Annotated in this window: 19 protein-coding genes and 2 pseudogenes; 8 read left to right on the forward strand and 13 right to left on the reverse strand. The window is 61.9% G+C overall.

Going from position 1 to position 23,507, the window contains the following annotated elements; genetic code table 11:
- Window positions 1-3 precede the first annotated feature (3 nt).
- The 5 genes from ALTERO38_RS05335 to ALTERO38_RS05355 all read left to right on the forward strand — a co-directional run bounded on the left by ALTERO38_RS05335 (window position 4) and on the right by ALTERO38_RS05355 (window position 3,306).
- Entirely contained in the window at window positions 4-786 is a 783-nt protein-coding gene (locus ALTERO38_RS05335; protein WP_159967535.1) for a class I SAM-dependent methyltransferase, read from the forward strand.
- A gap of 156 nt (window positions 787-942) precedes the next feature.
- The gene (locus ALTERO38_RS05340) at window positions 943-1,362 is read left to right on the forward strand and encodes an HPF/RaiA family ribosome-associated protein (protein WP_102835970.1); all 420 of its coding nucleotides are present in this window, start codon (window positions 943-945) and stop codon (window positions 1,360-1,362) included.
- 274 nt (window positions 1,363-1,636) lie between these two features.
- On the forward strand, window positions 1,637-1,897 hold the full coding sequence (locus tag ALTERO38_RS05345; RefSeq protein WP_102835971.1) for a hypothetical protein: 261 nt from the start codon (window positions 1,637-1,639) through the stop codon (window positions 1,895-1,897).
- Between the two features lie 188 nt (window positions 1,898-2,085).
- The gene (locus tag ALTERO38_RS05350) at window positions 2,086-2,331 is read left to right on the forward strand and encodes a DUF2789 domain-containing protein (protein WP_102835972.1); all 246 of its coding nucleotides are present in this window, start codon (window positions 2,086-2,088) and stop codon (window positions 2,329-2,331) included.
- Window positions 2,332-2,493: 162 nt separating this feature from the next.
- Entirely contained in the window at window positions 2,494-3,306 is an 813-nt protein-coding gene (locus ALTERO38_RS05355) for an inositol monophosphatase (protein WP_159967536.1), read from the forward strand.
- Window positions 3,307-3,501: 195 nt separating this feature from the next.
- On the opposite strand, the gene ALTERO38_RS05360 is transcribed toward ALTERO38_RS05355, so the two are convergent.
- From ALTERO38_RS05360 to ALTERO38_RS05385, 6 genes are all read right to left on the reverse strand, one after another.
- Window positions 3,502-3,981, reverse strand: coding sequence for a DUF3597 domain-containing protein (locus tag ALTERO38_RS05360; RefSeq protein ID WP_159967537.1), 480 nt, complete (start codon window positions 3,979-3,981; stop codon window positions 3,502-3,504).
- Between the two features lie 94 nt (window positions 3,982-4,075).
- Entirely contained in the window at window positions 4,076-5,563 is a 1,488-nt protein-coding gene (locus tag ALTERO38_RS05365) for an efflux transporter outer membrane subunit (RefSeq protein WP_159967538.1), read from the reverse strand.
- Window positions 5,556-8,723 (reverse strand): multidrug efflux RND transporter permease subunit, encoded by a 3,168-nt coding sequence (locus ALTERO38_RS05370; protein WP_102838145.1) that lies wholly within the window; start codon window positions 8,721-8,723, stop codon window positions 5,556-5,558. Before ALTERO38_RS05370 ends, ALTERO38_RS05365 begins: the two co-directional genes overlap by 8 nt.
- Window positions 8,720-9,904 (reverse strand): efflux RND transporter periplasmic adaptor subunit, encoded by a 1,185-nt coding sequence (locus ALTERO38_RS05375; RefSeq protein ID WP_159967539.1) that lies wholly within the window; start codon window positions 9,902-9,904, stop codon window positions 8,720-8,722. Before ALTERO38_RS05375 ends, ALTERO38_RS05370 begins: the two co-directional genes overlap by 4 nt.
- 224 nt (window positions 9,905-10,128) lie before the next feature.
- A complete protein-coding gene (locus ALTERO38_RS05380) occupies window positions 10,129-11,418 on the reverse strand; it encodes a mechanosensitive ion channel family protein (RefSeq protein ID WP_256663782.1) in 1,290 nt (429 codons plus the stop codon).
- 320 nt (window positions 11,419-11,738) lie between these two features.
- The gene (locus tag ALTERO38_RS05385) at window positions 11,739-12,473 is read right to left on the reverse strand and encodes a sulfite exporter TauE/SafE family protein (protein WP_159967541.1); all 735 of its coding nucleotides are present in this window, start codon (window positions 12,471-12,473) and stop codon (window positions 11,739-11,741) included.
- Between the two features lie 166 nt (window positions 12,474-12,639).
- On the opposite strand from ALTERO38_RS05385, the gene ALTERO38_RS05390 reads away from it, so the two are divergent.
- Complete coding sequence (locus ALTERO38_RS05390; RefSeq protein WP_256663784.1) at window positions 12,640-13,536, forward strand: CAP domain-containing protein; 897 nt, start codon at window positions 12,640-12,642, stop codon at window positions 13,534-13,536.
- Between the two features lie 21 nt (window positions 13,537-13,557).
- Here the strand turns inward: ALTERO38_RS05390 and ALTERO38_RS05395 are convergent, their stop codons facing one another.
- Entirely contained in the window at window positions 13,558-13,929 is a 372-nt protein-coding gene (locus tag ALTERO38_RS05395; protein WP_019340982.1) for an STAS/SEC14 domain-containing protein, read from the reverse strand.
- Between the two features lie 482 nt (window positions 13,930-14,411).
- Here ALTERO38_RS05395 and ALTERO38_RS21710 point away from each other — a divergent pair.
- Window positions 14,412-14,903 (forward strand): annotated as a pseudogene (locus tag ALTERO38_RS21710) (type IV pili methyl-accepting chemotaxis transducer N-terminal domain-containing protein); the annotation flags it as partial.
- Window positions 14,904-15,227: 324 nt separating this feature from the next.
- Window positions 15,228-15,827: pseudogene (locus tag ALTERO38_RS21715) on the forward strand (methyl-accepting chemotaxis protein); the annotation flags it as partial.
- Window positions 15,828-15,935: 108 nt separating this feature from the next.
- Here ALTERO38_RS21715 and ALTERO38_RS05405 read toward each other — a convergent pair.
- The 6 genes from ALTERO38_RS05405 to ALTERO38_RS05430 form a co-directional block, all read right to left on the reverse strand.
- Entirely contained in the window at window positions 15,936-16,217 is a 282-nt protein-coding gene (locus ALTERO38_RS05405) for a peptidylprolyl isomerase (RefSeq protein WP_019340980.1), read from the reverse strand.
- A 70-nt stretch (window positions 16,218-16,287) separates the two neighbouring features.
- Window positions 16,288-17,832, reverse strand: coding sequence for a glycerol-3-phosphate dehydrogenase (glpD, locus tag ALTERO38_RS05410; RefSeq protein ID WP_159967542.1), 1,545 nt, complete (start codon window positions 17,830-17,832; stop codon window positions 16,288-16,290).
- Window positions 17,833-18,220: 388 nt separating this feature from the next.
- Window positions 18,221-18,979, reverse strand: coding sequence for a DeoR/GlpR family transcriptional regulator (locus tag ALTERO38_RS05415; RefSeq protein ID WP_102838151.1), 759 nt, complete (start codon window positions 18,977-18,979; stop codon window positions 18,221-18,223).
- Between the two features lie 143 nt (window positions 18,980-19,122).
- Window positions 19,123-20,634, reverse strand: coding sequence for a glycerol kinase GlpK (gene glpK, locus ALTERO38_RS05420; protein WP_159967543.1), 1,512 nt, complete (start codon window positions 20,632-20,634; stop codon window positions 19,123-19,125).
- A gap of 12 nt (window positions 20,635-20,646) precedes the next feature.
- Window positions 20,647-21,525, reverse strand: a complete 879-nt coding sequence (locus tag ALTERO38_RS05425) for an MIP/aquaporin family protein (RefSeq protein ID WP_159967544.1) — start codon at window positions 21,523-21,525, stop codon at window positions 20,647-20,649.
- A 316-nt stretch (window positions 21,526-21,841) separates the two neighbouring features.
- Window positions 21,842-23,497: an FMN-binding glutamate synthase family protein gene (locus ALTERO38_RS05430; RefSeq protein WP_159967545.1), complete on the reverse strand. Its 1,656-nt coding sequence runs from the start codon at window positions 23,495-23,497 to the stop codon at window positions 21,842-21,844.
- Window positions 23,498-23,507: the final 10 nt, after the last annotated feature.

Here is a 23,507-nt window from a genome sequence, read left to right on the forward strand (position 1 = left end):
CCTATGACCGCCTCATGCCCGTTGGTCCGTATCGAAGCCCTCGCACCGCAATTTGCGGAGCTGGTCGGTGCCTGGGCGTCGCGGCTGGGGTTGCCGATGCAAGCGGACGAGGCGGAGTTCGCCCTGCAGCTCGGGGAGGCCGGCCTGCAACTGCAGCTGCTCGGCCCTCACGCGCCAGGGCCGGTGCGGGTGGATTTCGTCGAAGGCGGCGCTGCGCATCGTCGTCAGTTCGGCGGTGGCAGCGGTCAGATGATCGCCAAGGCGGTAGGTATACAACCCGGCATCCGTCCCCGTGTGCTCGACGCCACGGCGGGCCTCGGCCGAGATGCTTTCGTGCTGGCGACGCTGGGCTGCGAAATGGTGATGTTCGAGCGTCAGCCATTGATTGCCGCACTGCTGGAGGATGGTTTGCGACGTGGTTTTGAGGATGTCGAGGTGCGCGCTATCGTCGAACGTATGCGTCTACAGCAGGGCAATGCCATCGAGCTGATGCGCCAGTGGCAGGGCGAACCGCCGCAGGTCATCTATCTCGATCCGATGTTTCCGCACCGGGAAAAAAGCGCATTGGTGAAAAAGGAAATGCGCCTGTTCCGGCCCTTTGTTGGCGACGATCTGGACGCTGGCGCCTTGCTCGAACAGGCTTTGGCGCTGGCCAGCCACCGGGTAGTGGTGAAGCGGCCACGCAAAGCGCCGACCATCGACGGACCCAAGCCGGGCTACAGCCTCGAGGGCAAGTCCAGCCGTTACGACATCTACCCGAAGAAGAAATTGTCAGCTGACAGCTGATTCGATTTCTCGATGTCACACCGCCCGAACCGGGCCATTGACCACAAGCGAAACGCGGCTTTCTTGGTCTTGCTTATTCTGCCCAATAGTGGCATTCCTAGATCAGGCCGTTTGTGGCTGAACGGTGGTTACCTGATCGCGTAGAAGGAAGAGCATATGCAGATCCAAGTTCATAGCGATAACCACATCGAAGGCAGCGCCCGTCTCGTTGAGTGGGTCAGTGGCAGTGTTGCCGACAAGCTGGATCGATTCGACGACGAAGTCACCCGCGTCGTGGTGCACCTGAACGACGAGAACGGCGTCAAGGCTGGCGCGCAGGACAAGCGCTGCCAGATCGAGGCTCGACCCAAAGGCCTGCAACCGGTATCGGTCACGCACAAGGCGGCCTCGCTGGAGCTGGCGGTCGATGGCGCCATCGACAAGCTCAACAATGCGTTGAATCATCAATTCGGCAAGCTGCGCAGCAAGCGTGCCTCAGCCCCGACGCCTCTCGAAGGCGAGACTCTGGAAGTCGAAGGCCGGGACGCCTTGCTTGAAGAAGACTTTCTTGCCGACGAGCAACTGCGCAGCTCCTGACTTCTGACGTCCTCTCGCCCCTGGCAGGCTTCACCCGCGAAGCCTGCCGCCCGCTAAAGACCTTCCATAGCCCGTTCTCGCACGGCCGCATCGATCCGATGACCGGCCCTGCGAGCATTTGTGCCTGTGCTATACACAATGGAGGAGCAGCACTGGATGCCGAGCCATTGCGCGCTCGAGATTCTGCGCAATTCAACGGAGACGAAGGGGGATTACCAGGCACGTAGGCGAGCTTCAGCGGCCAACCCGTGCCACCAGCAGGCGAGGTGACACCATGACCATGATGCAGTGTGAATACCGTGACCACGTCATTACCGCAGAGGTAATGGAACATCCAGGCACGCCGACCCCCTGGGCCGGTGGATGCCGTATCAGCAATCCCCAGGGCCAGACCACCCGACGCATGGCGCTTCCGGTTGGGCACGCCTTCATGGCGGAGCTCGAACAGGCACAGCGGGCATCCATCGCCCATGGCAAGTGGCTGGTCGATCAATGCCTCGATCAGGGACGGCAGCTGTTCGACAAGGCCGCTTGACCCTTTCCAACCTGTCGCAGCCCCAAGGCTGCGGCGGGTTTTTTGTTTCCGCTTGATACGCAAAACGAACAGGCCTTGGACCCGAGCCCGATTCCGGTTGAACTGTGCAGCGCTCCACCGCCTCTATCTAGAAGAGGATTGCCGGCGAGGCGGTCCAGACTTCCTGCATAGCCTGACGGAGCCCGTTCATGGAATTACCTAACAAAGACCTCGGTACACTTTTCGAACAACTCGGCCTGCCTTCGGACCCGGCCAGTATTGACGCCTTCATCGCCAGCCACCGCCCGATCCCGAACCATATGAAGGTCTCCGAAGCGCCGTTTTGGAGCGAAGCCCAAGGCTCGTTTCTCAAGGAGCAGCTGATGGACGACGCCGAATGGGCGCCGGTGGTCGATGAGCTCAATGTGCGCCTGCACGAGCAGGGCGACGAATAGCGCTGAGCATGGTGAGCGGCTCCGCCTGGTCAGCCGCGCCAGGTGGACCCCTTGTCAGCGCGCTCCCGCGCGTGAGACGCATCGTCCGGTATGCCCATCGTCACCAATTCTCTAGAATCCGCCTTCCGCGCGGCAGCCGCGCAATCGCTTCACAGGACGGTCATGACTTCCGAGCAATTCCTCGATATCGACGCGCGCTATGCCAGCGCCAAATCCCTTGCCCTTGAGGCCGCGCAGCTGGGCATGGACTTCTATCGCAAGCGTGAGGCACTGACCGTCGAACACAAGGGCGACGATCTGCAGGACGTGGTCAGCATTGCCGACAAGCAGATCGAAGCCTTTATCCGTGAGCGCTTGACGCGGCTCTTCCCTGAGGACGGTTTCCTCGGAGAAGAGAGTGGCTCGGCTGATCTGGACGCACGCTGCGTCTGGGTCATCGACCCGATCGATGGCACCGCCTGCTTCGTCAATGGCCTGCACAACTGGTGCGTGTCGATCGGCCTGCTGATCGACGGCGAACCGCACCTGGGTGCTATCTCCGATCCCAACCACAACGAGCTGTTTCATGGTTGTCTGGGCAAAGGTGCATTCGTCAATGACACGCCGTTGAAGGTCAGCACGGCAACACACGTCGGGCAAGGCGTGACCGCCACCGGCACGTTCCATCCGCGGGGTAAAGAACACTTCATTCCGTTCATGGAAAAGCTGCTGGCCGAAGGTGGCATGTTCTTCCGAAACGGCTCAGGCGCACTGATGACCGCCTACGTGGCCGCCGGAAGACTGCTCGGTTACTACGAAACGGAGCTGAAAAGTTGGGACTGCATGGCCGGGCTGGTGCTGGTGAAAGAGGCGGGCGGTCAGGTCAACGACTTCTTCCGCAATGATGGGTTGCTGCTCGGCAATCCTTATCTTGTCGCCTGTCCGGGCGTGTATCCGCAGCTGGCCGAGATGATCGGGCCGTCGCTGGACGATTGAACGGTGGCACTAGCTAATTACGTCTAGCCAGCGTGGATCCTGGGTTCGCACGAACAACTGGTGGAACGAGGCGTCTCAGCCAGTTCGCGAGCAAGCTCGCTCCTACATGGCGTGCACACCTATTTTTCTAGGAGCCAGCCTGCTGCAAGTCGGTACTTGCCGGGTGACCAGCACCCGGCGAAGCGCGGAGGTCTATCAGGTGCGCAGTTCAGGCGGAACGGTGCCACCATGCTCGGCGAGCTTGTGCATAACGGTGCGGTGTAGCCAGGTATTCATCTGGGCTGAATCGCCCATCTTGTCCTGCGGGCAACCCAGTTCAGTGGCGAGTTCTTTGCGCGATTCCAGGCTGCTGTCCAGACCCAACAGCTTGAGCAGATCGACGATGGAGGTGCGCCAGTTCAGCTGTTCCGGATGATTGGCGGCCATGGCGTCGAGCTTTGCTGGAACGTCCACTGCGCTGGTTGAGGAGCCCGCTGAGTGAGCCACGCCTTCGGGGCTGGGCGTCGCACCGGGCGGCGTGGTGGTGGCGTTGTGTGCAGCGGTAGGCCGCTCCGAATCAACAACCGTATCCGGCGCATGCTGGTTCGGTGTGTTGTTCCGATCGACCGGCTTGTGTGCTTCGTTGCTCACGCCGCCCATGCCGAGTTTGTCTTTGATCTTGTCGAACAGTCCCATTTCATTTCCTCAGGTCGTTATGTGGTGATTTTTGGACCATCACGCCCGGTTGAGGATTCGTCGCCGTAGGTCGGGAAAGGCGCTGTTCCGCGGCTTAGCGATTCGAGGTCGTGTCCCGCTGCGTTGAACCGGTTGGTGCTGACGGAGCACGGGTTCCGCCGCCCAGCGCGATGTACAGGCTCACCAGATTCTGCACCTGAGCACGCTTGACCTCTACGAACGCCTGTTCGGCGTCGAACAGGTTGCGCTCGGCATCGAGCACCTGCAGGTAGTTCACCACGCCTTCGGCATAGCGTTCACGTGCGAGATCGGCAATGCGTCGCAGCGTGGCGACGTTTTCGGCCTGCGCGGCGACCTGTTCGGCCAGATAGCGGCGGCCGGCGAGGGCATCAGCCACTTCCCTGAAGGCGGTTTCGATGGTGCTTTCGTATTCGGCTACAGCCACGTTCTCACGGGCCTCAGCGACGGTCAGGTTGCCGCGGTTGCGGCCGAAGTCGAACAGTGGCAGGTAGAGACTGGGCCCGATGCTCCAGGTGCGGTTGTCACGGCTGACCAGATTGTCCAACTCGTTGGAGATATAGCCGAAGCTGCCGGTCAGCGAGATCTGCGGGAAAAACGCAGCCCTCGCCACGCCGATGTTGGCGCGCGCCGCACGCAGGTCCAGCTCGGCACCTAGAATGTCCGGCCTTACCAGAAGCAGTTCAGATGGCAGCCCGGCATCCAGCCGCAGCGGTTCAATCTGTTCGGCCAGCGGTAGCGGCGCCGGCAATGGCTGCTGCAGCGGCCCGCCTAGCAGCTGGGTGAGATAGTTACTCTGCTCGGCACGAATCAGGTGCAGGCTGGCCAGCTCGGTCTTGGCCTGGGTCAGCAACGCCTGCGCCTGGTTCAGATCCAGCGCCGAGGTGATCCCCGCCTCAAAGCGCACGCGAGCGATACGCAGGCCATCGCGGCGACTCTGCAGCGTCGCTTCGGCCAGATCGATGCGCGCCTCAGCGCCGCGGACGGCGAGGTAGGTCGAGGCCACATCTGCAATCAATGACAACCGGAAGGCGCGTTGCGCCTCGACCGTCGCGAGGTATTGAGTACGCGCAGCCTCGGTGAGGTTGCGTACCCGCCCCCAGAAGTCGAGTTCGAACGCGGAGATGCCCAGCCCTACCGAGAATTGCTCGGTGATCTGGCTGCTCGAACTACCGGCGGCTCTCGAGGAAGCGCCGCCTGCCGCACCAGCGCTGCCGATGGGAAAGCGGCCGCGGCTGGCATCGGCCGTTGCAGCCAGCGTCGGGTAGCGGTCGGCACCTTGCACGCCGAACTGGCCGCGGGCTTCTTCGATTCGGGCCACGGCGATCTGCAGGTCGCGATTCCGCTGCAGGGCCGTTTCGATGTACAGCTCAAGGCGTGGATCTTCCAGGAACTCGCGCCAGCCGATCTCGCTGGCTAGCACCTCACCGTCCATCGGTCGGTATTCAGCCGGATACTGCGCAGCGTTGGGGGAGGGCGGCTGTTCATGGGGCGGCGCGAGCTGGCAGCCAGCAAGCAAACCGGCCATGAGTAGGGGCGCAAATTTCAACCGCGGGTCAGGCATTGTCCGGCGCCTCCTTTTCCTCGACTGGGTGCGCCTTGTCTTCAGCACTCGGTGGTCGACGCTTGGTCAGCCAGCGACGCACAGACAGATAAAACAGAGGGATGTAGAACAACCCGAGCAGGGTGGCGACGATCATGCCACCCATCACGCCGGTACCCACCGCAACCCGACCCGCCGCGCCGGCGCCGGTCGACAGGACCAGCGGCAGCATGCCGAGAATGAAGGTCAGCGAAGTCATCAGGATTGGACGGAAACGCAGGCGCACTGCGTTCATCACAGCATCGGTCAGGTTCTTGCCGTGCCCTTCTTCTTCGATGGCGAACTCCACGATGAGAATCGCGTTCTTCGCCGACAGGCCGATGATGGTCACCAGGCCGACGTTGAAGTAGACATCCGCCGGCAGGTCGCGAATCATCGCAAACAGCACGGCGCCCAGCGCGCCGAATGGCACCACCAGCAACACCGCGATGGGCACCGTCCAGCTTTCATACAGCGCGGCCAGGACCATCAGCACCACCAGCAGCGACAGCCCCAGCAACAGACCGACCTGCCCGGAGGCCTGCTGTTCCTCCAGCGATGCGCCGGTCCACTCATAGCTGAAGCTGCCTGGCAGCTCGGATGCCAGCCGCTCCATCTCGGTCATCGCTTCACCGGTAGTCGACCCGGGCGCGGCGCTGCCGGACAGGGTCAGTGCCGGGTAGCCGTTGTAACGCTGCAACTGGGTCGGCCCTTCGGTCCAGTCCACCGTAGTGAAGGCGCCAAATGGCACGCTCTCGCCCTGATCGTTGATCACTTTCAGATCGAGCACATCCTGTGGCGTCATGCGATAGGGCGCCTCGGCCTGCAATAGCACCTGCAGGACGCGACCGTCACGGTTGAAGTCGTTGGCATAGGCACTGCCGAAGGCGATCGCCAGCGTTGCATTGACCTCATTGATCGAAAGCCCCAGCGCCCGTGCCTTGATGCGGTCGATGTTGACCCGCAGGCGCGGCGCGTCATCGGCGCCTTCAGGTCGCACGTTCTGGAGCACAGGGCTTTCGCTGGCCTTGCCCAGTAACTGATTGCGGGCGTTGAGCAGCGCCTGGTAACCCGCGCCGCCACGGTCTTCGAGCTTGAAGGTAAAGCCACCGGCCACACCCAGTCCGGGGATCGAGGGGGGATTCAGGGCGAACACCCGGGCTTCCTTGATCTGCGAGAAGCGCCCCATGGCTTCGCGCACCAGCGCCTGGGCAGAGCTGCCGTCTTCGGTGCGCTGGTCCCAGGGGATCAGCCGTACAAAGGACATCGCGTGCGCCTGGCCCTGGCCGAAAAAGCTGAAGCCGTAGACCGTGATCGCGTCCTCGACCAATGGATGTTCGGCGTAGAACGCCTTGACCTGCTCGACGGCTTCCTCGGTGCGCTCGATCGTCGCGCCGGCTGGCGCTTGGATCACCGTCATCAAAGATCCCTGGTCTTCGTCGGGCAGGAAGGCGCTGGGCATCCGCAGGTAAAGAAAGGCCGTCAGCGCCAGCAAGCCGACAAATGCCAATAGAAACCAGAGGGGCCGGGCGAGCATGCCGCCGACTGCATGGTGGTAACGGTCGGTGGTGCGTTCCATCCAGCGGTTGAACGGACCGAAGATCCGCTGACTCAGACCGGGCTTGCCGTCATCCGGTTGGCTCGGTTTGAGCAGCGCTGCGCAGAGCGCAGGGGTCAGCACCAGCGCCAGCACCGTCGAGGTGGCCACGGCAATCGACAGCGTCACGGCGAACTGGCGGTAGATGCCGCCGGTTGAACCCGGAAAGAACGCCAGCGGCACAAACACGGCGATCAGCGCCAGGGTCGTGCCGATGATCGGCGCGGTGACCTGCTCCATGGCTTTCACCGTGGCCTGATAGGGCGGCAGCTGCTCTTCGTCCATGAGCCGTTTGACGTTCTCCACCACCACGATGGCATCGTCCACCAGGGTGCCGATCGCCAAAACCATGCCGAACAGGCTCAGCAGGTTGATCGAAAATCCGGCTATCCAGAGTCCGAGGCAGGTGCCTGCCAGGGTGATTGGAATGACGATGGTGGGAATCACCGTGGTGCGCCAGTTCTGCAGGAACAGCAGCATCACCAGCACCACCAGCGCCATCGCCTGGAGCAGGGTGACCACCACCTGCTGGATCGAAGATGAGATGAACGGCGTCGAGTCGAATGGCACCGTCCAGGCGATGTCTTCGGGAAAGCCTTCGGCCAGTTCGCGCATCCGCTGTTTGACTGCTGCCGCCGTGTCCAGCGCGTTCGCGCCGGGGGACAGCTGCACGGCGAGCCCCGCGGCAGGCTGGCCATTGAGCTCGCTACGCGAGGTGTAGTTCTGTGCGCCGAGCTCGACCCGAGCCACATCTCGCAGCCGTATCGCCGAGCCGTCCGGCGTCGCGCGCAGGATGATCGAGGCAAACTCCTCCGGCGTACTGAAGCGACCACGGGTTTCCAGCGGTGCGTTGATCTCGATGCCTTCAGCCAGTGGCAGATCGCCGAGGGCGCCGCCGGCCGATTGGCTGTTCTGCTCCTGAACCGCAGCCAGCACGTCGGCGGCGGATAGGCCGAAGCTGGCGAGGCGGTCCGGATTGAGCCAGATGCGCATGGCATAGGCTGTGTAGAACTCGCGGATATCGCCGACGCCCTGCACGCGGCGCAATTCGTCGAGCACGCGGGTGGTGGCGAAGTGGCCCAGCTCCAGCGTGCTCATGGTGCCGTTCTCGGAGAACAGCGAGATGATAAGCAGGAAGTCCCGCGATGCCTGGAACACCTGGATACCCTGCCGGCGAACCTCCTCCGGCAGGCGCTGCTCGACCCGGCTCAGGCGGTTCTGCACTTCCATCTGGGCGATATCGATGTCGGTGCCGGCCTCGAACGTCAGCTCGATCGAGGCGCTACCGTTGGAGCGGCTCGAGGAATCCATGTAGAGGAAACCCTCGACGCCGTTCAGCTCTTGTTCGATCACCTGGGTCACGTTGGTTTCGAGCACCGACGCGTCAGCACCGGGATAGGTAACGCCGATGCGCAGCGCTGGTGGCGCGATGCTCGGGTACTGCTCGACGGGCAGCGAACGCAGGGCCAGCACACCGCCTAGCAAGATTCCCAGCGCGATGACCCAGGCAAATACCGGCCGACGGATGAAGAACGCAGGCGTCATCGTGCGGACTCTGAGGTGGTCGACGGCTCGGTTGGTTCCGGCGGCTCCTCACGTTGGAAGGGGGTGGTTCGCACAGCTGCGCCGTTGCGGACGCTGCCACCGCCTTCGACGATCACTGTGTCTCCAGCCTTGAGGCCATCACGAATGACCCAGTCGCTGCCCTGCAGCTCGCCCAGTTCGACTTCGCGCGAGGCGACCTTGTCGTCCTCACCCACCAGCAGCACCCGCGCCGCCTGGTCATTGACCATGACGGCGCGCTGCGGAATCAGTACGCCGTTCGGACGGGTGCCGGCATTCATCCGGGCCCGGACGAACTGACCGGGCAGGAGCAGGCGGTCCGGGTTAGGGAATTCGGCACGCACGGCCACGGTGCCGGTGGTTTCGTCGATGCTCATGGCGTAGAAGTTGACGTAACCGGGATGCGGGTATTCGGCGCCATTTTCGAGGATCAGCTTTACCTCGACACGGCCGTCGTCAGGCAGCTTCAGCGCGCCGGAGGCAAGCCGTGCACGAATCTGCAGCAGATCGGAGCTGGACTGGGCAAAGTTCACATACACCGGATCGAACTGCTCCACGGTGGTCAGCAGGGTGCCCTCGCTGGCGCTGACTAGCGCGCCTTCGGTGACCTGGGCGCGGCCTGCCCGGCCTTCAATGGGGGACTCGACCGTGGTGTATTCCAGATCGAGCTCAGCCGACTGGACGTTAGCCTCGGCTTGAGACACGTCCGCCTTGGCGGTGCGCAAGGTGGCCTGCGCGGTGTCATATTCCTGCTGGCTGATGGCCTGCTTGGCGACCAGGCCTTTGTAGCGCCTGACATCCTGAGCGGCGTTCAGGGCTGTTGCTTCAGCGCGCTCCAACGCGGCTTTGGCGGCCTTCAAACTGGCGCGCATTTCTCGCGGATCGATCTGGAACAGCGGCGTGCCGACCTCGACGTCGGTGCCTTCCTCATACAACCGCTTCTGGATGATGCCGTTGACCCGGGCGCGGATCTCAGCAATGCGCACAGCCTGGACCCGCCCTGGAAGCTCGATGATGTTGGGGATCGGCCGAGGGTCGACCGTCATGACTTCCACCTCGGGCGGTGGTGGTGCCGGTTGTTGGCCTTGTTCGTCATCGGAGCAGGCCGCCAGTAACAGCGACAGGGCGCCTACCAGCACCGCGTTTTGCAGGAACTGCCTCATTCAGTTTGACCTTTTGGCTCGTGCACCGTCTGCGCCGCGGTATAGCGCGCCGACCTACACTCGACCGCGGTTAGCTGATGCGGTTCCGGTTCATCGCCCGTTTCGGTTCGTGCCTGTAACGAAATCAGGTCTTGGCGGCGCTCGGGAGCGCGAGCGCCTGGGGCTGCGCCTGCCATGTCTTCAAGCGGTTATGCAGCAGCGCTCGACGGCACGAGGAGCCGCGATCAGCTTTTCGGCGTATGTACCACGATGTGCTGCCTCGCCTGATCTGGCAACGTGATTCCCGCGTTGAGCAGCTCTGCGACCAGGGCCTTGCGTACCTCCGAGGCGGTGGTCACGAAATCCGAGCGGCGCGAGTCGCACCAGAACAGCACATCGAAGACCAGCTGGCTGTCGCCCAGATCGATCAGCAGGACTTCGGCGTGCGGAGTCGCCAGTACACCGGGCGTCTGCTGGGCGGCGTCACGCATCACGGCGCTGATGGCTTCGATGTCGATGCCGTAATACAGCTTGCAGACCACCTTTCCGCGGCGGACTGGCGCCGCCGTGTTGTTGGTGACACGCGAGGTGAAGGTCTCGGCGTTGGGGACCAGTACGCGGCGTCCGTCATAGGTGCGGATCTGGGTGGCGCGCAGCTCGATGCGCTCCACGCTGCCCTCGGTCTCGCCGATGATGATCTGATCGCCCAGCTGGAACGGCCGCAGCGTCAGGATCAGCAGCCCACTGACGAAGTTGGAGAGAATGTCCTTGAGCGCAAAACCCAGCGCCAGACTGGTCAGGCCAAGGCCGGTGGCCAGGGTGCTGGGCTCCAGGCCAAAAGCACTCGCTGCGACGATGATGCCGAGCACCCAGACCGCGTAGTAGCTCACCTGCCGGACTAAATTCTCGACGGTCAGATCATTCGCCAGGCGACGCACGATTTTCTTCATCAGCGCGCGTACGCCGGTGGCCAGCCCCCAGAACAACAGCAGGACCAGCAGGGCGGCCAGTACCCGCGGAATGATATTGACCGCGGATTCGACCAGACGAGCAAAGGCGTTTTCGACGCTGGACTGCACCGAGGTCAAGAACCGCCCACGGTCCGAGTCCCGGCGTTTGGCAGCCGTTGCCAGAGCCCGGTCGAATATCGCTGCCCAGTCGCGGGCCAGTCGGTCGAGCGGCTGGCCGTTGGCTTCGGCATCGGCCGGCGAGACCACCATCAGCGGTCGTCCGGCTACGCTGATCTGCAGCCCCTCATCCTCCTCGGATTCAGTTGGCTCGATACGCGCCCGTGTGATGCCTTTGGGCGTTTCCAGCACGGCTGCCAGTTGCCGTTCGATTTGCCGTGCCCGTGGTCGCGCTTCGAGTTCTTCACTGGGGCCGATACGGAACAGCGCGCGGCCATCCAGGCGCACCGTCGCCACGCCCTCCTGCGCCCATACGTGAATCGTCGGCAGCATAGACATGCAGAGCAGCATCAGCAGGGCGAGCGGACGTAGCAGGGCAGGAAACGGGTTAGCGAGGCGAGAAGACATGGCGATCATCAGCATTCGAAGGGCAGGGGCCGGATACGAACAGGCCGCCGGGTGACGGCGGCCTGTCAGTGAATCTTGCAACGTGCCGTTGTGCGTACCGAGGCACCGTGGTTGCAATGCAATCGTCTTTCGTTGGCGTTAGAAAATCAGCGCGAACAAGCCGATCACGACCAACAGACCGATCAGAAAGATGATGCCTACTGTGCTGCCCAGAAACTTCAGCATGAGGATGACTCCTTTGCAGTGGGTTCACTAAATCCGACTGGGCAGTGGTGCGAACGTTCAGAAAACCGGGCGGCCGGTCGTGCCTGGTGCGCGTTTCAGAGGCTTTTGTAGATCAACTGCAACCCGGCCAGGAGCATCCCAAGGCGAGCGATCCGGTAGAACAATTTGTGGTCGATGCGCTTGTGTAGCCAAAGCCCGGCCCAGACGCCGAACGGCACTACCGGCGCCAGCGTCAGGCTGAGCAGCAGGTTTTCGCGGCTGAACTGGCCGAGCGCGGCGTAGGGAATCAGCTTGATCGCATTGGTCATCAGGAAGAAAAGGTTGATGGTTGCCACGTAGCGCAGCTTGTCCAGCTGCTGCGGCAGCAGGTGCATCATGATCGGCGGCCCGCCGGCGTGTGCGACGAAACTGGTGAAGCCGGCAATAGAGGAAAGCAGCGTGCCGCGACCGCGTTGCAGCGGTCGCGGCTTGTCGTTATTGGTGATCAGCCCCAGCAGTACGAAGCCAACAGCGATTGCGCCCATCATCAGGCCGATCATGCGTTCGTCGAGCATGCCGAAGGTCAGCGAGCCCAGCGCAATGCCAATCAACGCGCCCGGCATCATCACCTTCAGGTTCGCCTTGTCCCAGTGGCCGACGTAAGCCTTGAGGCCCATGACATCAGCCAGACAGAGAATCGGCAGCATTACTGCGGCAGCTTGTTTCGGCGATATCGCCAGCGCCAGCAGCGGTACGGCGATGCCGCCCAGGGCGCCACCGAAGCCGCCTTTGGACAGGCCGGTGAGGAAGATCGCCGGCAGGGCAAACAGCAGGAAATCAGAAAGGGTCATGAGTGTGGTCAGGGGGCGGGTCGGGGTTGGGCAGCGCTGTGCATCATCGCATCTTCGCCGCCTGGTTGTGGTCTTAGACGACCTTACAAGTTTGGCGGTGTGCCGGAGCGGATCGCCCGCGACGGATCGTGGTCAGCATCTTTAATCGCAGACAGACAGGTGACCCATGACCCCGCTTATCAAGACTCCAACCACATCCTCAGCAGGCGGTGCGCCAACCCGTGTGGCGGCTGGCGCCCTGCTGATCCTGGCAACGAGCCTGGCGTGCCCGGCGCATGCGCAGGAATCCGGCCCCTTGATCGGCTTGATCAATGAATTTCGTGAGGCCGAGGAAGCCTGCGGAAGTGGCGAAGCCCAGGCGGTCGGGCCACTGGCGCCCAATGCTGCGCTGGCCGTGGCACCCGCCACCAGCGGGGCGCAGTTGCAGCAAGCGTTGCAGGATGGCGGTTATAGGCCATCCAAACTGCAAGCCATCTCGGTCTCAGGGCCGGGGGATGCACAAAGCGCCATGCAAGCCCTCAAGCAGCGATATTGCGCACCCCTGCGTAGCCATGAGTTTGCCGAAATCGGGGTGTCGCGCCAGGGCAACACCTGGCAGGTGCTGCTGGCCAAGCCACTGCTTTCGCCCGACCTTGGCGACTGGCAACAGGTTGGCAAGAACATTCTGCAGAGGGTCAATGAAGCGAGGGCGCAGCCGCGCAACTGCGGTAGTCGGGCCTTCGAGGCGGCACCGGCGTTGAGCTGGAACGGCGAGCTGGCCGATGCTGCCCTGGCGCACAGCCGCGATATGGCCAAACAGGACTTCTTCAGCCATCGGGCGCCGGATGGCAGCATGGTCAGTGACCGCGCCAACCGTGCCGGGTACAGCTGGGAGCGTATCGGCGAGAACATCGCGGCGGGGCAGGGGGCGGCAGATCAGGTCATGGCGGGTTGGTTGGCCAGCCCCGGGCATTGCAGCAACATTATGAACCCGGATTTCACCGAGATGGGCGCGGCCTACGCTATCGACAAGTCCAGCGCCGCCGGCAGCTACTGGACCCAGGTGTTTGGTACGCCCCGCTAGCGGGCTGTCGGGAAAGCGTGGTCAGTTCTGGCTCTCAAGCCAGTTATGCGCTTCGGTGTTCTGGTTCTCGTCGAAGGCCTTGATGGCCAGGCCGGGGAACAGCGCACCCTCGATCTCGCTGGCTCTGCGCAGCCAGTCCTTGTTGGACACCACCGCGCAGCGATCGAAGCGGCGGATGAAGCGAAACAGTTGGGGGATTCGCGCCAGTTCGACACCCATCGCGCCCAGGGTCGGTATATCGAAATCACCAATGCGATAGAGCATTTGGCCGTGGCTGATGCCCTCTGATTTTCGCATCAGTTCGTCGAGTGCGAAGCGCATCTCGCTGCTGTCGAGTTTGCCGGAGAAATCCACGTCGATGCGATTGTCACCAATGCGGGTTACATGAAACATGACGAGTCCTCAATGAAGAAAATGGGTGCCAGACAAGTCGCCCTGCCATTACCTGACCATAGTCGTTATACGGCGTTCGGTCGGCCAAAAATGTGTCTATTTGAAGCTGTTTAATTGATCTGGATCAGTGCGTGGGGACTTGTCTCATGAGTGTCCTGAAATGGATCAAACGCCCGTATGACGGGACTTTCAGAAAGGTGATCGACGGCTATCAAGTTGCCTCTGTTACAGCCGAGAAGTGGGTAACTGCGACGCCGTCGAGTGATGGCAGCGCTTTACCTTCCCTGTAGTTGGATACACCTATGACCAGCACTTTGGCGAACGTCATCCAGTCTGTATTGCGCGGATTGGGTCTGCGTACCATCAACCACCAGTTCTTCTTTTCCTACAGCCTGATCTTTCTTTGCGCGGCCCTGACCGCTGGGGTGCTGTTCATGTCCAGCAAGGACGCCAGCCAGATCGACATGGCCGGCGCCCAGCGCATGCTCAGCCAGAAAATGATGAAAGAGGCGTTGTTGGCTTCCCAGGGCATCGGTGGGCCTGCAGACGTGGAGAAGACCATTCAGCGCTTCGAACAGTCGCACCGTTTGCTGCTCAACGGCGACGGCAGCCAGGGCGTCGCCCCGGTAGAACTGGCCAGTGCCAAGCCCCATCTGCAGCGTGTTGACCAGATATGGCAACGCTATCGTCCCGCCGTGCAGGCGCTGGCGGCCGGCCAGAGCGCTGATCTGAAAGCGGTCGCCGCAGATGCCAACGAAATTCTCGCAGCGTCCAACGAGGTGGTGTCGCTGATTTCCGCCGAGGCCAATCGCAGTGCTTCACAGCAACTTTGGGTCGCCATGGCCTCGACGCTGTGCATTCTGTTTCTGGTAATTCTCGGAAGAATCGCCGGCATGAACTGGCTGATGCTGCAGGTCGATGAGCTCCGCAGTCGGTTGGAAAAGGTCAGTCAGGGTGACTTCTCCGCCCCGCTGCAGGTGCGCCATGCTGACGACGAAATTGGCATGATCACCCTTGCGTATAACCGCCTGCTGGTGCAGGTCGGCGAGATGATTCGTGGCGTGCGTCAGGCCGCCGATGAAGCCGATGGACAGTGCGTGCGTATGGCAAATCTGGCAGGCGACAGTGCGCGCAACGTCGAGGCGCAGCAGGCCGAGATTGATCAAGTCGCCACCGCCATGAACGAGATGCTCGCCACCTCGCAGGAAGTGGCGCGAAGCACCGTCGAAGCGGCCAGTGCGGCGGATCTCGCCGAGCAGGAAACCAGCGCTGGTAATGCGGTGATGAACGAATCGGTCACTGCCATCCGCGCCTTGACCGGCCATGTCGACGGGTTGGCCGGTGTGATGCAGCAGCTGGTGCAGGACAGCCACGAGATCGGCAAGGTGCTCAACGTGATCAGCGGCATCGCCGAGCAGACCAATCTGCTGGCGCTCAACGCCGCCATCGAAGCAGCGCGGGCAGGCGAACAGGGCCGCGGCTTTGCCGTGGTTGCAGACGAGGTACGCAGTCTGGCCAGTCGCACTCAGGATTCGGCCAAGGAGGTCAGCGTCCTGGTCGAGCGTCTGCAGAGCCAGGCCACCCGTGCCGGCGATGCCATGGATGCTTCACGCCAGAGCAGCTCGACGACGCTTACCCAGATCGAAGCGGCGCAGCATGCCTTGGGCGAGATCGTTGGTGCGGTGCAGACCATTCGCGGCATGACCAACCAGATCGCGACGGCGGCCGAGGAGCAGTCACAGGTTGCCGAGGACATGAACCAGTCGCTGACCCGTATCGCTCAGGTAGCCGATCAGGCGGCCAGCGCCACCCACGACACCGCGGCTTCTGGCAACACCATCATGCAGAGCATGAACGGGCTCAAAGCTCTGACTGGTCGTTTCCGTCTGGAGGCGTGATCGGACTCACGATGAAGCGGGGAGGTACGGCTTGGAAGAGGGTCGCTCGGCGCATCGATGGCTGAGCGGCCTGGGCGTCCCCGCGCAAGATGCGCGGGGACAGCAGGATCAGTCCTGGCGGCTGGTCACTTCCAGCAGGTGATAACCGAACTGGGTCTTCACCGGACCTTGCACTTGGTTCAGCGGGGCGCTGAACACAACGGTGTCGAATTCCTTGACCATCTGGCCAGGTCCGAACGAACCCAGGTCACCGCCCTGGCGGCTCGACGGGCAGGTGGAATTGTCCTTGGCAACCTGAGCGAAATCGGCGCCACCTTCGATGGCAGCTTTCAGCTCGTTGCACTTTTCTTCAGTGGGAACCAGGATGTGGCGGGCAGTGGCTCGGGCCATGGGGTGTTACTCCGTCTTGAGAAGTCGCTGAGCCTACCGCAATCGGCGGCGATCCGAAACGTCGCGGCCGTCAGGCCGCGTCTACGTCGGTCGTCCTGCTCACGTGCGCTTGCAAGTAGTGCTGCAGGCAGGTCAGTTCATCCGCGGTGAATGCCAGGCCAAGTTTGCTCCGGCGCCAGAGGATATCGTCGACCTGAGTGGCCCACTCTTCGCGGCGCAAATAATCAACTTCCTGTGCATATAGATGCTGGCCGAAGTTCTCTCCTAGCGCATCGAGCGAGCGGGCATCGCCGAGCATGCGCCAAACCCGATTGCCATAGAGGGTTGCCCAGCGTTTGGCGAGCGGTCGATCAATGCCTCTGATCTCGGCCATCAGCTTTGCAGCGAGCGCCTCGGCCGTGCTCATGCCTTCGCCGCCGGGCAGCGGGACACTGGCAGTCCAACTTTCGCCCATGCGGGGGAAGTAGGGCTTGAGTTGAGCCATCGCCGACTCGGCCAGCTTGCGGTAGGTGGTCAATTTGCCGCCGAAAACCGAAAGCAGCGGCGCCTGCTTTTCTTCTGCCGACAGCGACAATGTGTAGTCACGGGTGACGGCGGAGGGGTTGTCCGATTCGTCATCACACAGGGGCCTGACCCCTGCAAAACTGTGCAGGATGTCCTTGGCCTCAAGCTGCTTGCGAAAGTGCGTGTTGGCGACACCCAGCAAATAGGCGATTTCTTCTTCGCTGATGCTGACTGTGGCAGGGTCGCCACGGTACTCGCGATCGGTCGTGCCAATCATGGTGTAACGGTCGAGATACGGGATGGCAAAGACGATGCGCCGATCCTCGTTCTGCATGATGTACGCCTGCTCGCCTTCGTACAGTTTGGGCACGATGATGTGGCTGCCCTGAATCAGCCGGATGCCGTAGGGCGAACGCTGCTGCAGCTTGTCACCGATGAACTGCGCTACCCAAGGACCTGCCGCATTGACCAGTGCCTTGGCGCGTAAGGAAAAACGTGTGCCGTCCTGTCGCTGCAACTCGACGTGCCAGATGCCGGCGGCACGCTTGGCGCTCAGGCACTGGGTCCGGGTGTGGATGTGCGCGCCTTTCTCGCGCGCGGCCATGGCGTTCAGCACCACCAGTCGCGCATCGTCGACCCAGCAATCGGAATATTCGAAACCGCGCTTGATCTCGGCTTTGAGCGGGCTCTCCGGGCCGAAGCGCAACCCCCGCGACGCCGGGAGCTTTTCGCGCTTACCCAGGTTGTCGTACAGGAACAGTCCGGCCCGGATCATCCAGGCCGGACGCAGGTGAGGGCGATGCGGCAGTACGAAACGCATCGGTTTAACGATGTGGGGCGCTTTGGCCAAAAGCACTTCGCGTTCGGCGAGTGCCTCACGAACCAGGCGAAATTCATAATGCTCAAGGTAGCGCAGGCCGCCGTGGATGAGCTTGCTGCTAGCTGAGGACGTATGACTGGCCAGGTCGTCGCGCTCGCAGAGGAACACCGACAAGCCCCGACCGGCTGCATCCGCAGCGATACCCACACCATTGATCCCACCGCCTATCACGGCAATGTCGTACAGCTCGGAGACGGTTTCGCTCACGGCATCCTCCTCAAGAACGAACATTTATTTTCGAATATGAACATCCTAGCGCAGATGGGCTTGCCTCTCTACAGTGGAAGTTCATTTCTTATATCAAAAGAAAATAATCGAACCTATACGAACTGCTAATTGGTGCTGGCATTCCATCATTGACCAGCAGTTTCAGCTGGCATGCGCCCCTTTGACCGCAGCGACTGCGGGAGGTGATTGTGATTCACGAAGGTAGGGTGGGCTTCAGCCCACCGTGAAGGAGGCGCTGTTTGCAGGTGTTAGCGAATGCTCAGCGCTAGGTGAAATTGTCGTCTAGCTTGAGTTCGGGCCTGGGGATGCGGGGCGCAGGCGAGGCGTGAACATTGCTGGCCGGGGGCACGGCGGGTTTCGGTACTGCACCGGCCCGCCCTTGAAGAGTGGCTCAGTTAGTGACTTCCAGCTTCACATCATGCTGCGCCAGCAAGGCCAGAAAGGCTTCCGGTGGTTGAGCTTCAGTAAACAACATATCGATCTGTTCAAGCGAGCCGAGGCGGGTCATGGCGCTGCGGCCGAACTTGCTCGAATCTGCAGCGAGAAAGACTTTCCGCGCGTTGTGAATGATGGCTTGTGAGACCCGGACCTCCTGGTAATCGAAGTCCAGGAGGGTACCGTCTTCATCGATTCCGCTGATGCCGATCAGCGCATAGTCGACCTTGAACTGCCCGATGAAGTCCGCGGTGGCCTGACCGACCACGCCGCCGTCGCTGCGCACGTTGCCGCCGGCGATCAGCACGTCGAAGTCTTCCTTGGGGCTGAGAATGCTCGCCACGTGCAGGTTGTTGGTGATCACCTTGAGGTCGCGGTGGTTGAGCAGGGCGTGAGCAATGGCTTCGGTGGTGGTGCCGATGTTGATGAACAGCGACGCCTGGTCAGGGATGTGTGCGGCCATGGCGTCGGCGATGCGCCGTTTCTCGTCGCGCATCTGCCGGGCTCGCTGGGTATAGGCGGTGTTCTGTACGCTGGAGTCGTGGGCGGCACCACCGTGGTAGCGGCGCAGCAGGCCTGCCTCACCGAGCTGGTTGATGTCACGGCGAATGGTCTGGGGCGTCACCGCAAACTGTTGCGCCAGCTCTTCGATGCTGACGTAGCCGCGCTCGCGGACCAGGTCGAGAATGCTCTGCTGTCGTGGGGCCAGACTCATGGAGGCTTCCTTCTTATCGATATGCCGTGAAGGATGCCGCAGTCTGGGGTTTGATTAAAGAATTGTTCGTTTGCGAATAAGCGCGCCCGGCGCGGTTCAGGACCGGGCCGGGCGCGATGACAGGGGGGCTTGTGCGTTGGGGCTTATTCCTCTTCCCAGTCGCGGGTGCGTCCAACCGCCTTCTTCCAGCCCTTGTAGAGGGCTTCACGCTTCTCGTCGTCGCAGGCGGGTTCGAACACGCGCTCGATAGTGGCCTTGCTGCGCAACTCATCCAGGCTGCTCCAGAATCCAGTCGCCAGACCGGCTAGGTAGGCGGCACCAAGGGCGGTGGTTTCCTTCATTTCCGGGCGCTCGACCTGGGTGCCGAGCAGGTCGGCCTGGAACTGCATGAGGAAGTTGTTCGCCACTGCGCCGCCATCCACGCGCAGTGAGCGCAGGCGCTCGCCGGCATCCTGCTGCATGGCATCGAGTACGTCGCGGGTCTGGTAGGCGATGGATTCGAGCGCGGCGCGGATGATGTGGTCGACCTTTACACCCCGCGTCAGACCGAACAGTGCGCCACGGGCGCGTGGGTCCCAGTAGGGCGCGCCAAGGCCGGTGAATGCCGGTACGAGGTAGACGCCATTGCTGTCCTGAACCTTGGTGGCGAAGTATTCCGAATCCAGCGAATCGTTGATCACCTTCAACTCGTCGCGCAGCCACTGCACCGTGGAGCCGCCGTTGAAGATGGCGCCTTCCAGTGCATAGTTCACTTCGCCTTTCGGTCCGCAGGCAATGGTGGTGAGCAAGCCATGTTCGGACTGCACGGCCTTGGTCCCGGTGTTCATCAGTAGGAAGCAGCCGGTGCCGTAGGTGTTCTTCGCCTGGCCCGGCTCGACGCACATCTGGCCGAACAGCGCCGCTTGCTGGTCACCTGCGATGCCGGCAATGGGGATGCCGGTGCTTTGGCCGGAACCTAGATAGGCGTGGCCATAGACCTCGGACGAGGACCGCACCTCCGGCAGCATTTCACGCGGGATATCCAGCGTTTCCAGCATTACCGGGTCCCAGTCCAGCTTGTGGATGTTGTAGAGCATGGTGCGCGAAGCGTTGGTGTAATCGGTCACGTGTGCCTTGCCCTGGGTCATCTTCCAGATCAGCCAGCAGTCGACGGTGCCGAACAAGAGTTCGCCACGACGGGCGCGTTCACGGCTGCCTTCGACATGGTCCAGGATCCACTTGATCTTGGTGCCGGAGAAGTAAGGGTCGATGACCAGGCCGGTGGTCTTGCGAATGTGATCCTGCATGCCGTCACGCTTGAGCTGGTCGCAGATAGGCGTGCTCTGGCGGCTCTGCCAGACGATGGCGTTGTAGATCGGCCGGCCTGTGATCTTGTCCCAGACGATGGTGGTTTCGCGCTGGTTAGTGATGCCGATGGCGGCAACTTGTTCATTGGTGATCCCGGCCTGGGCCAGCGCTTCGACGAACACGCCGCTCTGGGTCGCCCAGATTTCCATGGGATCATGCTCGACCCAGCTTGGTTGCGGGTAGATCTGTGCAAATTCGCGCTGAGCGATGGTCACCACGTTGGCGTTGCGGTCGAGCACGATGGCGCGGGAGCTGGTGGTGCCCTGGTCAAGGGCGACGATGAATTGCTTGTTGTTCTGATTGCTCATGGTGTCGATTCCTTAACGAGCTTCGTGGGCAGTGACATCGTGTTTGGTGAAGGACTCGGCCTCGGGCTTAGTCTCGGGGACGGCGCAGGCAGCGCCTCCCAGCCCTGGCAGATGTTTGCAGATCAGCGCCTTGTAACCGGCCGCACCAATGCAGGCACCCAGCACCGGGGCGAGCAGCGGGACCAGGAAATACGGAATGTCGCGTCCGCCAGTAAATGCGACTTCGCCCCAACCGGCGAAATATGTCATCAGCTTCGGTCCGAAATCCCGCGCTGGATTCATCGCAAAGCCGGTCAGCGGACCCATCGCGCCGCCAATCACGGCAATTAGCAGACCGATCAGCAGGGGCGCCAGGGGGCCGCGGGGCAGGCCGTTACCGTCATCGGTGAGTGCCATGATCATCCCCAGCAGGATAGCGGTAATCACCACTTCCACCAGAAACGCCTGGCCGATGGATAGCGACGGGTGCGGGTAGGTGGAAAACACCGATGCGAGCTGCAGGCTGGCGACGCTGCCGCGGGTTATGTGCTGCGCCTGTTCGAAATCGAAAAACAGGCTGCTGTAAAGACCATAAACCAACGCAGCGGCGCAGAAGGCGCCCGCCGTCTGGGCGAGGATGTAGGCGGGGACCTTGTTACGTTCGAAGGTGCCGAACAGCCAGAGTGCAATGGAGACTGCAGGGTTCAGATGCGCACCTGATACACCGGCGGCAAGGTACACACCCATGCTGACGCCGACACCCCAAATAATGCTTATTTCCCAGAGACCTAGGTCTGCACCGCCGAGCTTGAGCGCAGCTACGCAGCCGGTACCGAAGAAGATCAAAAGAGCGGTGCCGAGAAACTCGGCGATGCATTGCCCCCGAAGCGTCGGGGTGGACGGGTTACTCATGCACTGAACCTCTTTGTAGGGCTGTTGTTTTTATGATCCGAATACTGCGCTGGGTTCGGAAATGTTCGGAATCGAAAACTTAAAGTCAAAATCTCGGGCTGTCAAAGTAAAAAGCTGAACATTTCAGCGGAAAACTGACAAAAGCACGCCGAGCCTGTCATGAGTGGCAGGATTCTGGCGGGTGATGGTCTTGGCGGCGCCCTGGCCGATTAGAGCGCGCTGGTAGGTGGCGCCTCGCAGCCAATGCATCGCGCGGTCATCGATGCCGTTAGCTCGCAACAAACTGGGAGGCTGGCGGTGACGCCGGTTGGAGGGGTTAGCTGATCAGTGGCTCATCGACCTGCGCTGCGCCACGGTCGGTTTTTTGCGGCATGGCTTCGAAACTGTCGGCCTGGGCCATGCTCCAGATTCTGGCGAAGAATTCGCTGTCGATCTTTTTCGCCAGCAGCGCACCGGGCTGAACGAAATAGTAGAGCTGCGAGAACAACTTGATTTCGGTCGAGCTGATTCGCCGGATCAGGTGGTGCGGGCCCAGTTCACCCGGGTGTGAGAGGCCGGCCGCTGCCAGCAGTTCGGCCAGGGCGTGCACGGTGTTGCGGTGAAAACTGAACACCCGTTCAGCCTTGTCGGGTACGACAAGCGCGCGTTGACGCAGCGGGTCCTGGGTGGCGACACCGGTGGGGCACCGATTGGTGTGGCAGTGCTGCGACTGGATGCAGCCAATCGCGAACATAAACCCGCGGGCAGAGTTGACCCAGTCGGCGCCCATCGCCAGGACGCTGGTGATGTCGAAAGCGCTGACGATCTTGCCGCTAGCACCGATGCGGATGTGCTCGCGCAGGTTGCAGCCGACCAGCACGTTATGCACGAACAACAGGCTTTCGCGCAGCGGCATACCGATATGGTTGGTGAACTCCACCGGCGCCGCGCCCGTACCGCCTTCCTTGCCGTCAACCACGATGAAATCCGGATAGATACCGCTCTGTAGCATCGCCTTGACGATACCGACGAACTCCCATGGATGACCGATGCACAGCTTGAAACCGACTGGCTTGCCACCGGACAGCTCGCGCAGCCGGGAGATGAAATCCATCAGCTCCAAGGGAGTGCCGAAAGCGCTATGGCTTGCGGGGGAGATGCAATCAATGCCTTCCGGCACGCCGCGAGTGGAAGCGATTTCAGCATTGACCTTGCGCCCTGGCAGAATGCCGCCATGCCCGGGTTTGGCGCCTTGCGAGAGTTTGATCTCGATCATCTTGACCTGCGGGTCCCGTGCCTGAACGGCAAAGCGTTCCGGATCGAATGCGCCGCCCTCGGTGCGGCAGCCGAAATATCCGCTGCCCAGTTCCCAGACCAGATCACCGCCGTGCTGGCGGTGATAGGTGCTGATGCTGCCCTCGCCCGTGTCGTGATAGAAGCCGCCGAGCTTGGCACCACGGTTCAGTGCCTGAATGGCATTGCCGCTGAGCGAGCCGAAGCTCATCGCTGAAATATTGAACACCGATGCGGAGTAGGGCTGCTTGCACTGTGGCCCGCCGATGGACACGCGAAAGGTTTCGGGGTCGCTGACCGCTGCGGTGCGGATCGAATGGCCGATGCATTCGTATCCAGGTTCATAAACATCGATAAGGGTGCCGAAGGGCTTGTCATCTACCTGATTCTTCGCTCGCGCATAGACCAGTGAGCGCTGTGCGCGGGAAAACGGTACGCGTTCCTGATCGCTCTCGAGCAAATACTGACGAATCTCCGGACGGATGCCTTCGACCATGTAGCGGATGTTGCCGAGAATCGGGTAATTGCGCCGCACCGCATGTTCGCACTGGCGCAGATCGCGGACGCCAATGAGTGAGAGCAGTGCGGTGACGATGAACAACGGCCACACCCAGGGGTGATTCAGAAAGGGCAGGCAAAACACGGCAGTGGCGACGCAGAAGACAAGAAAAGCGTAACGGCTGAACAGCGAGAGATTCATCTGGGCACCT

It is taken from the genome of Pseudomonas sp. 9Ag (assembly GCF_902506445.1).
Classification (GTDB): Bacteria; Pseudomonadota; Gammaproteobacteria; order Pseudomonadales; family Pseudomonadaceae; genus Stutzerimonas; species Stutzerimonas stutzeri_AB.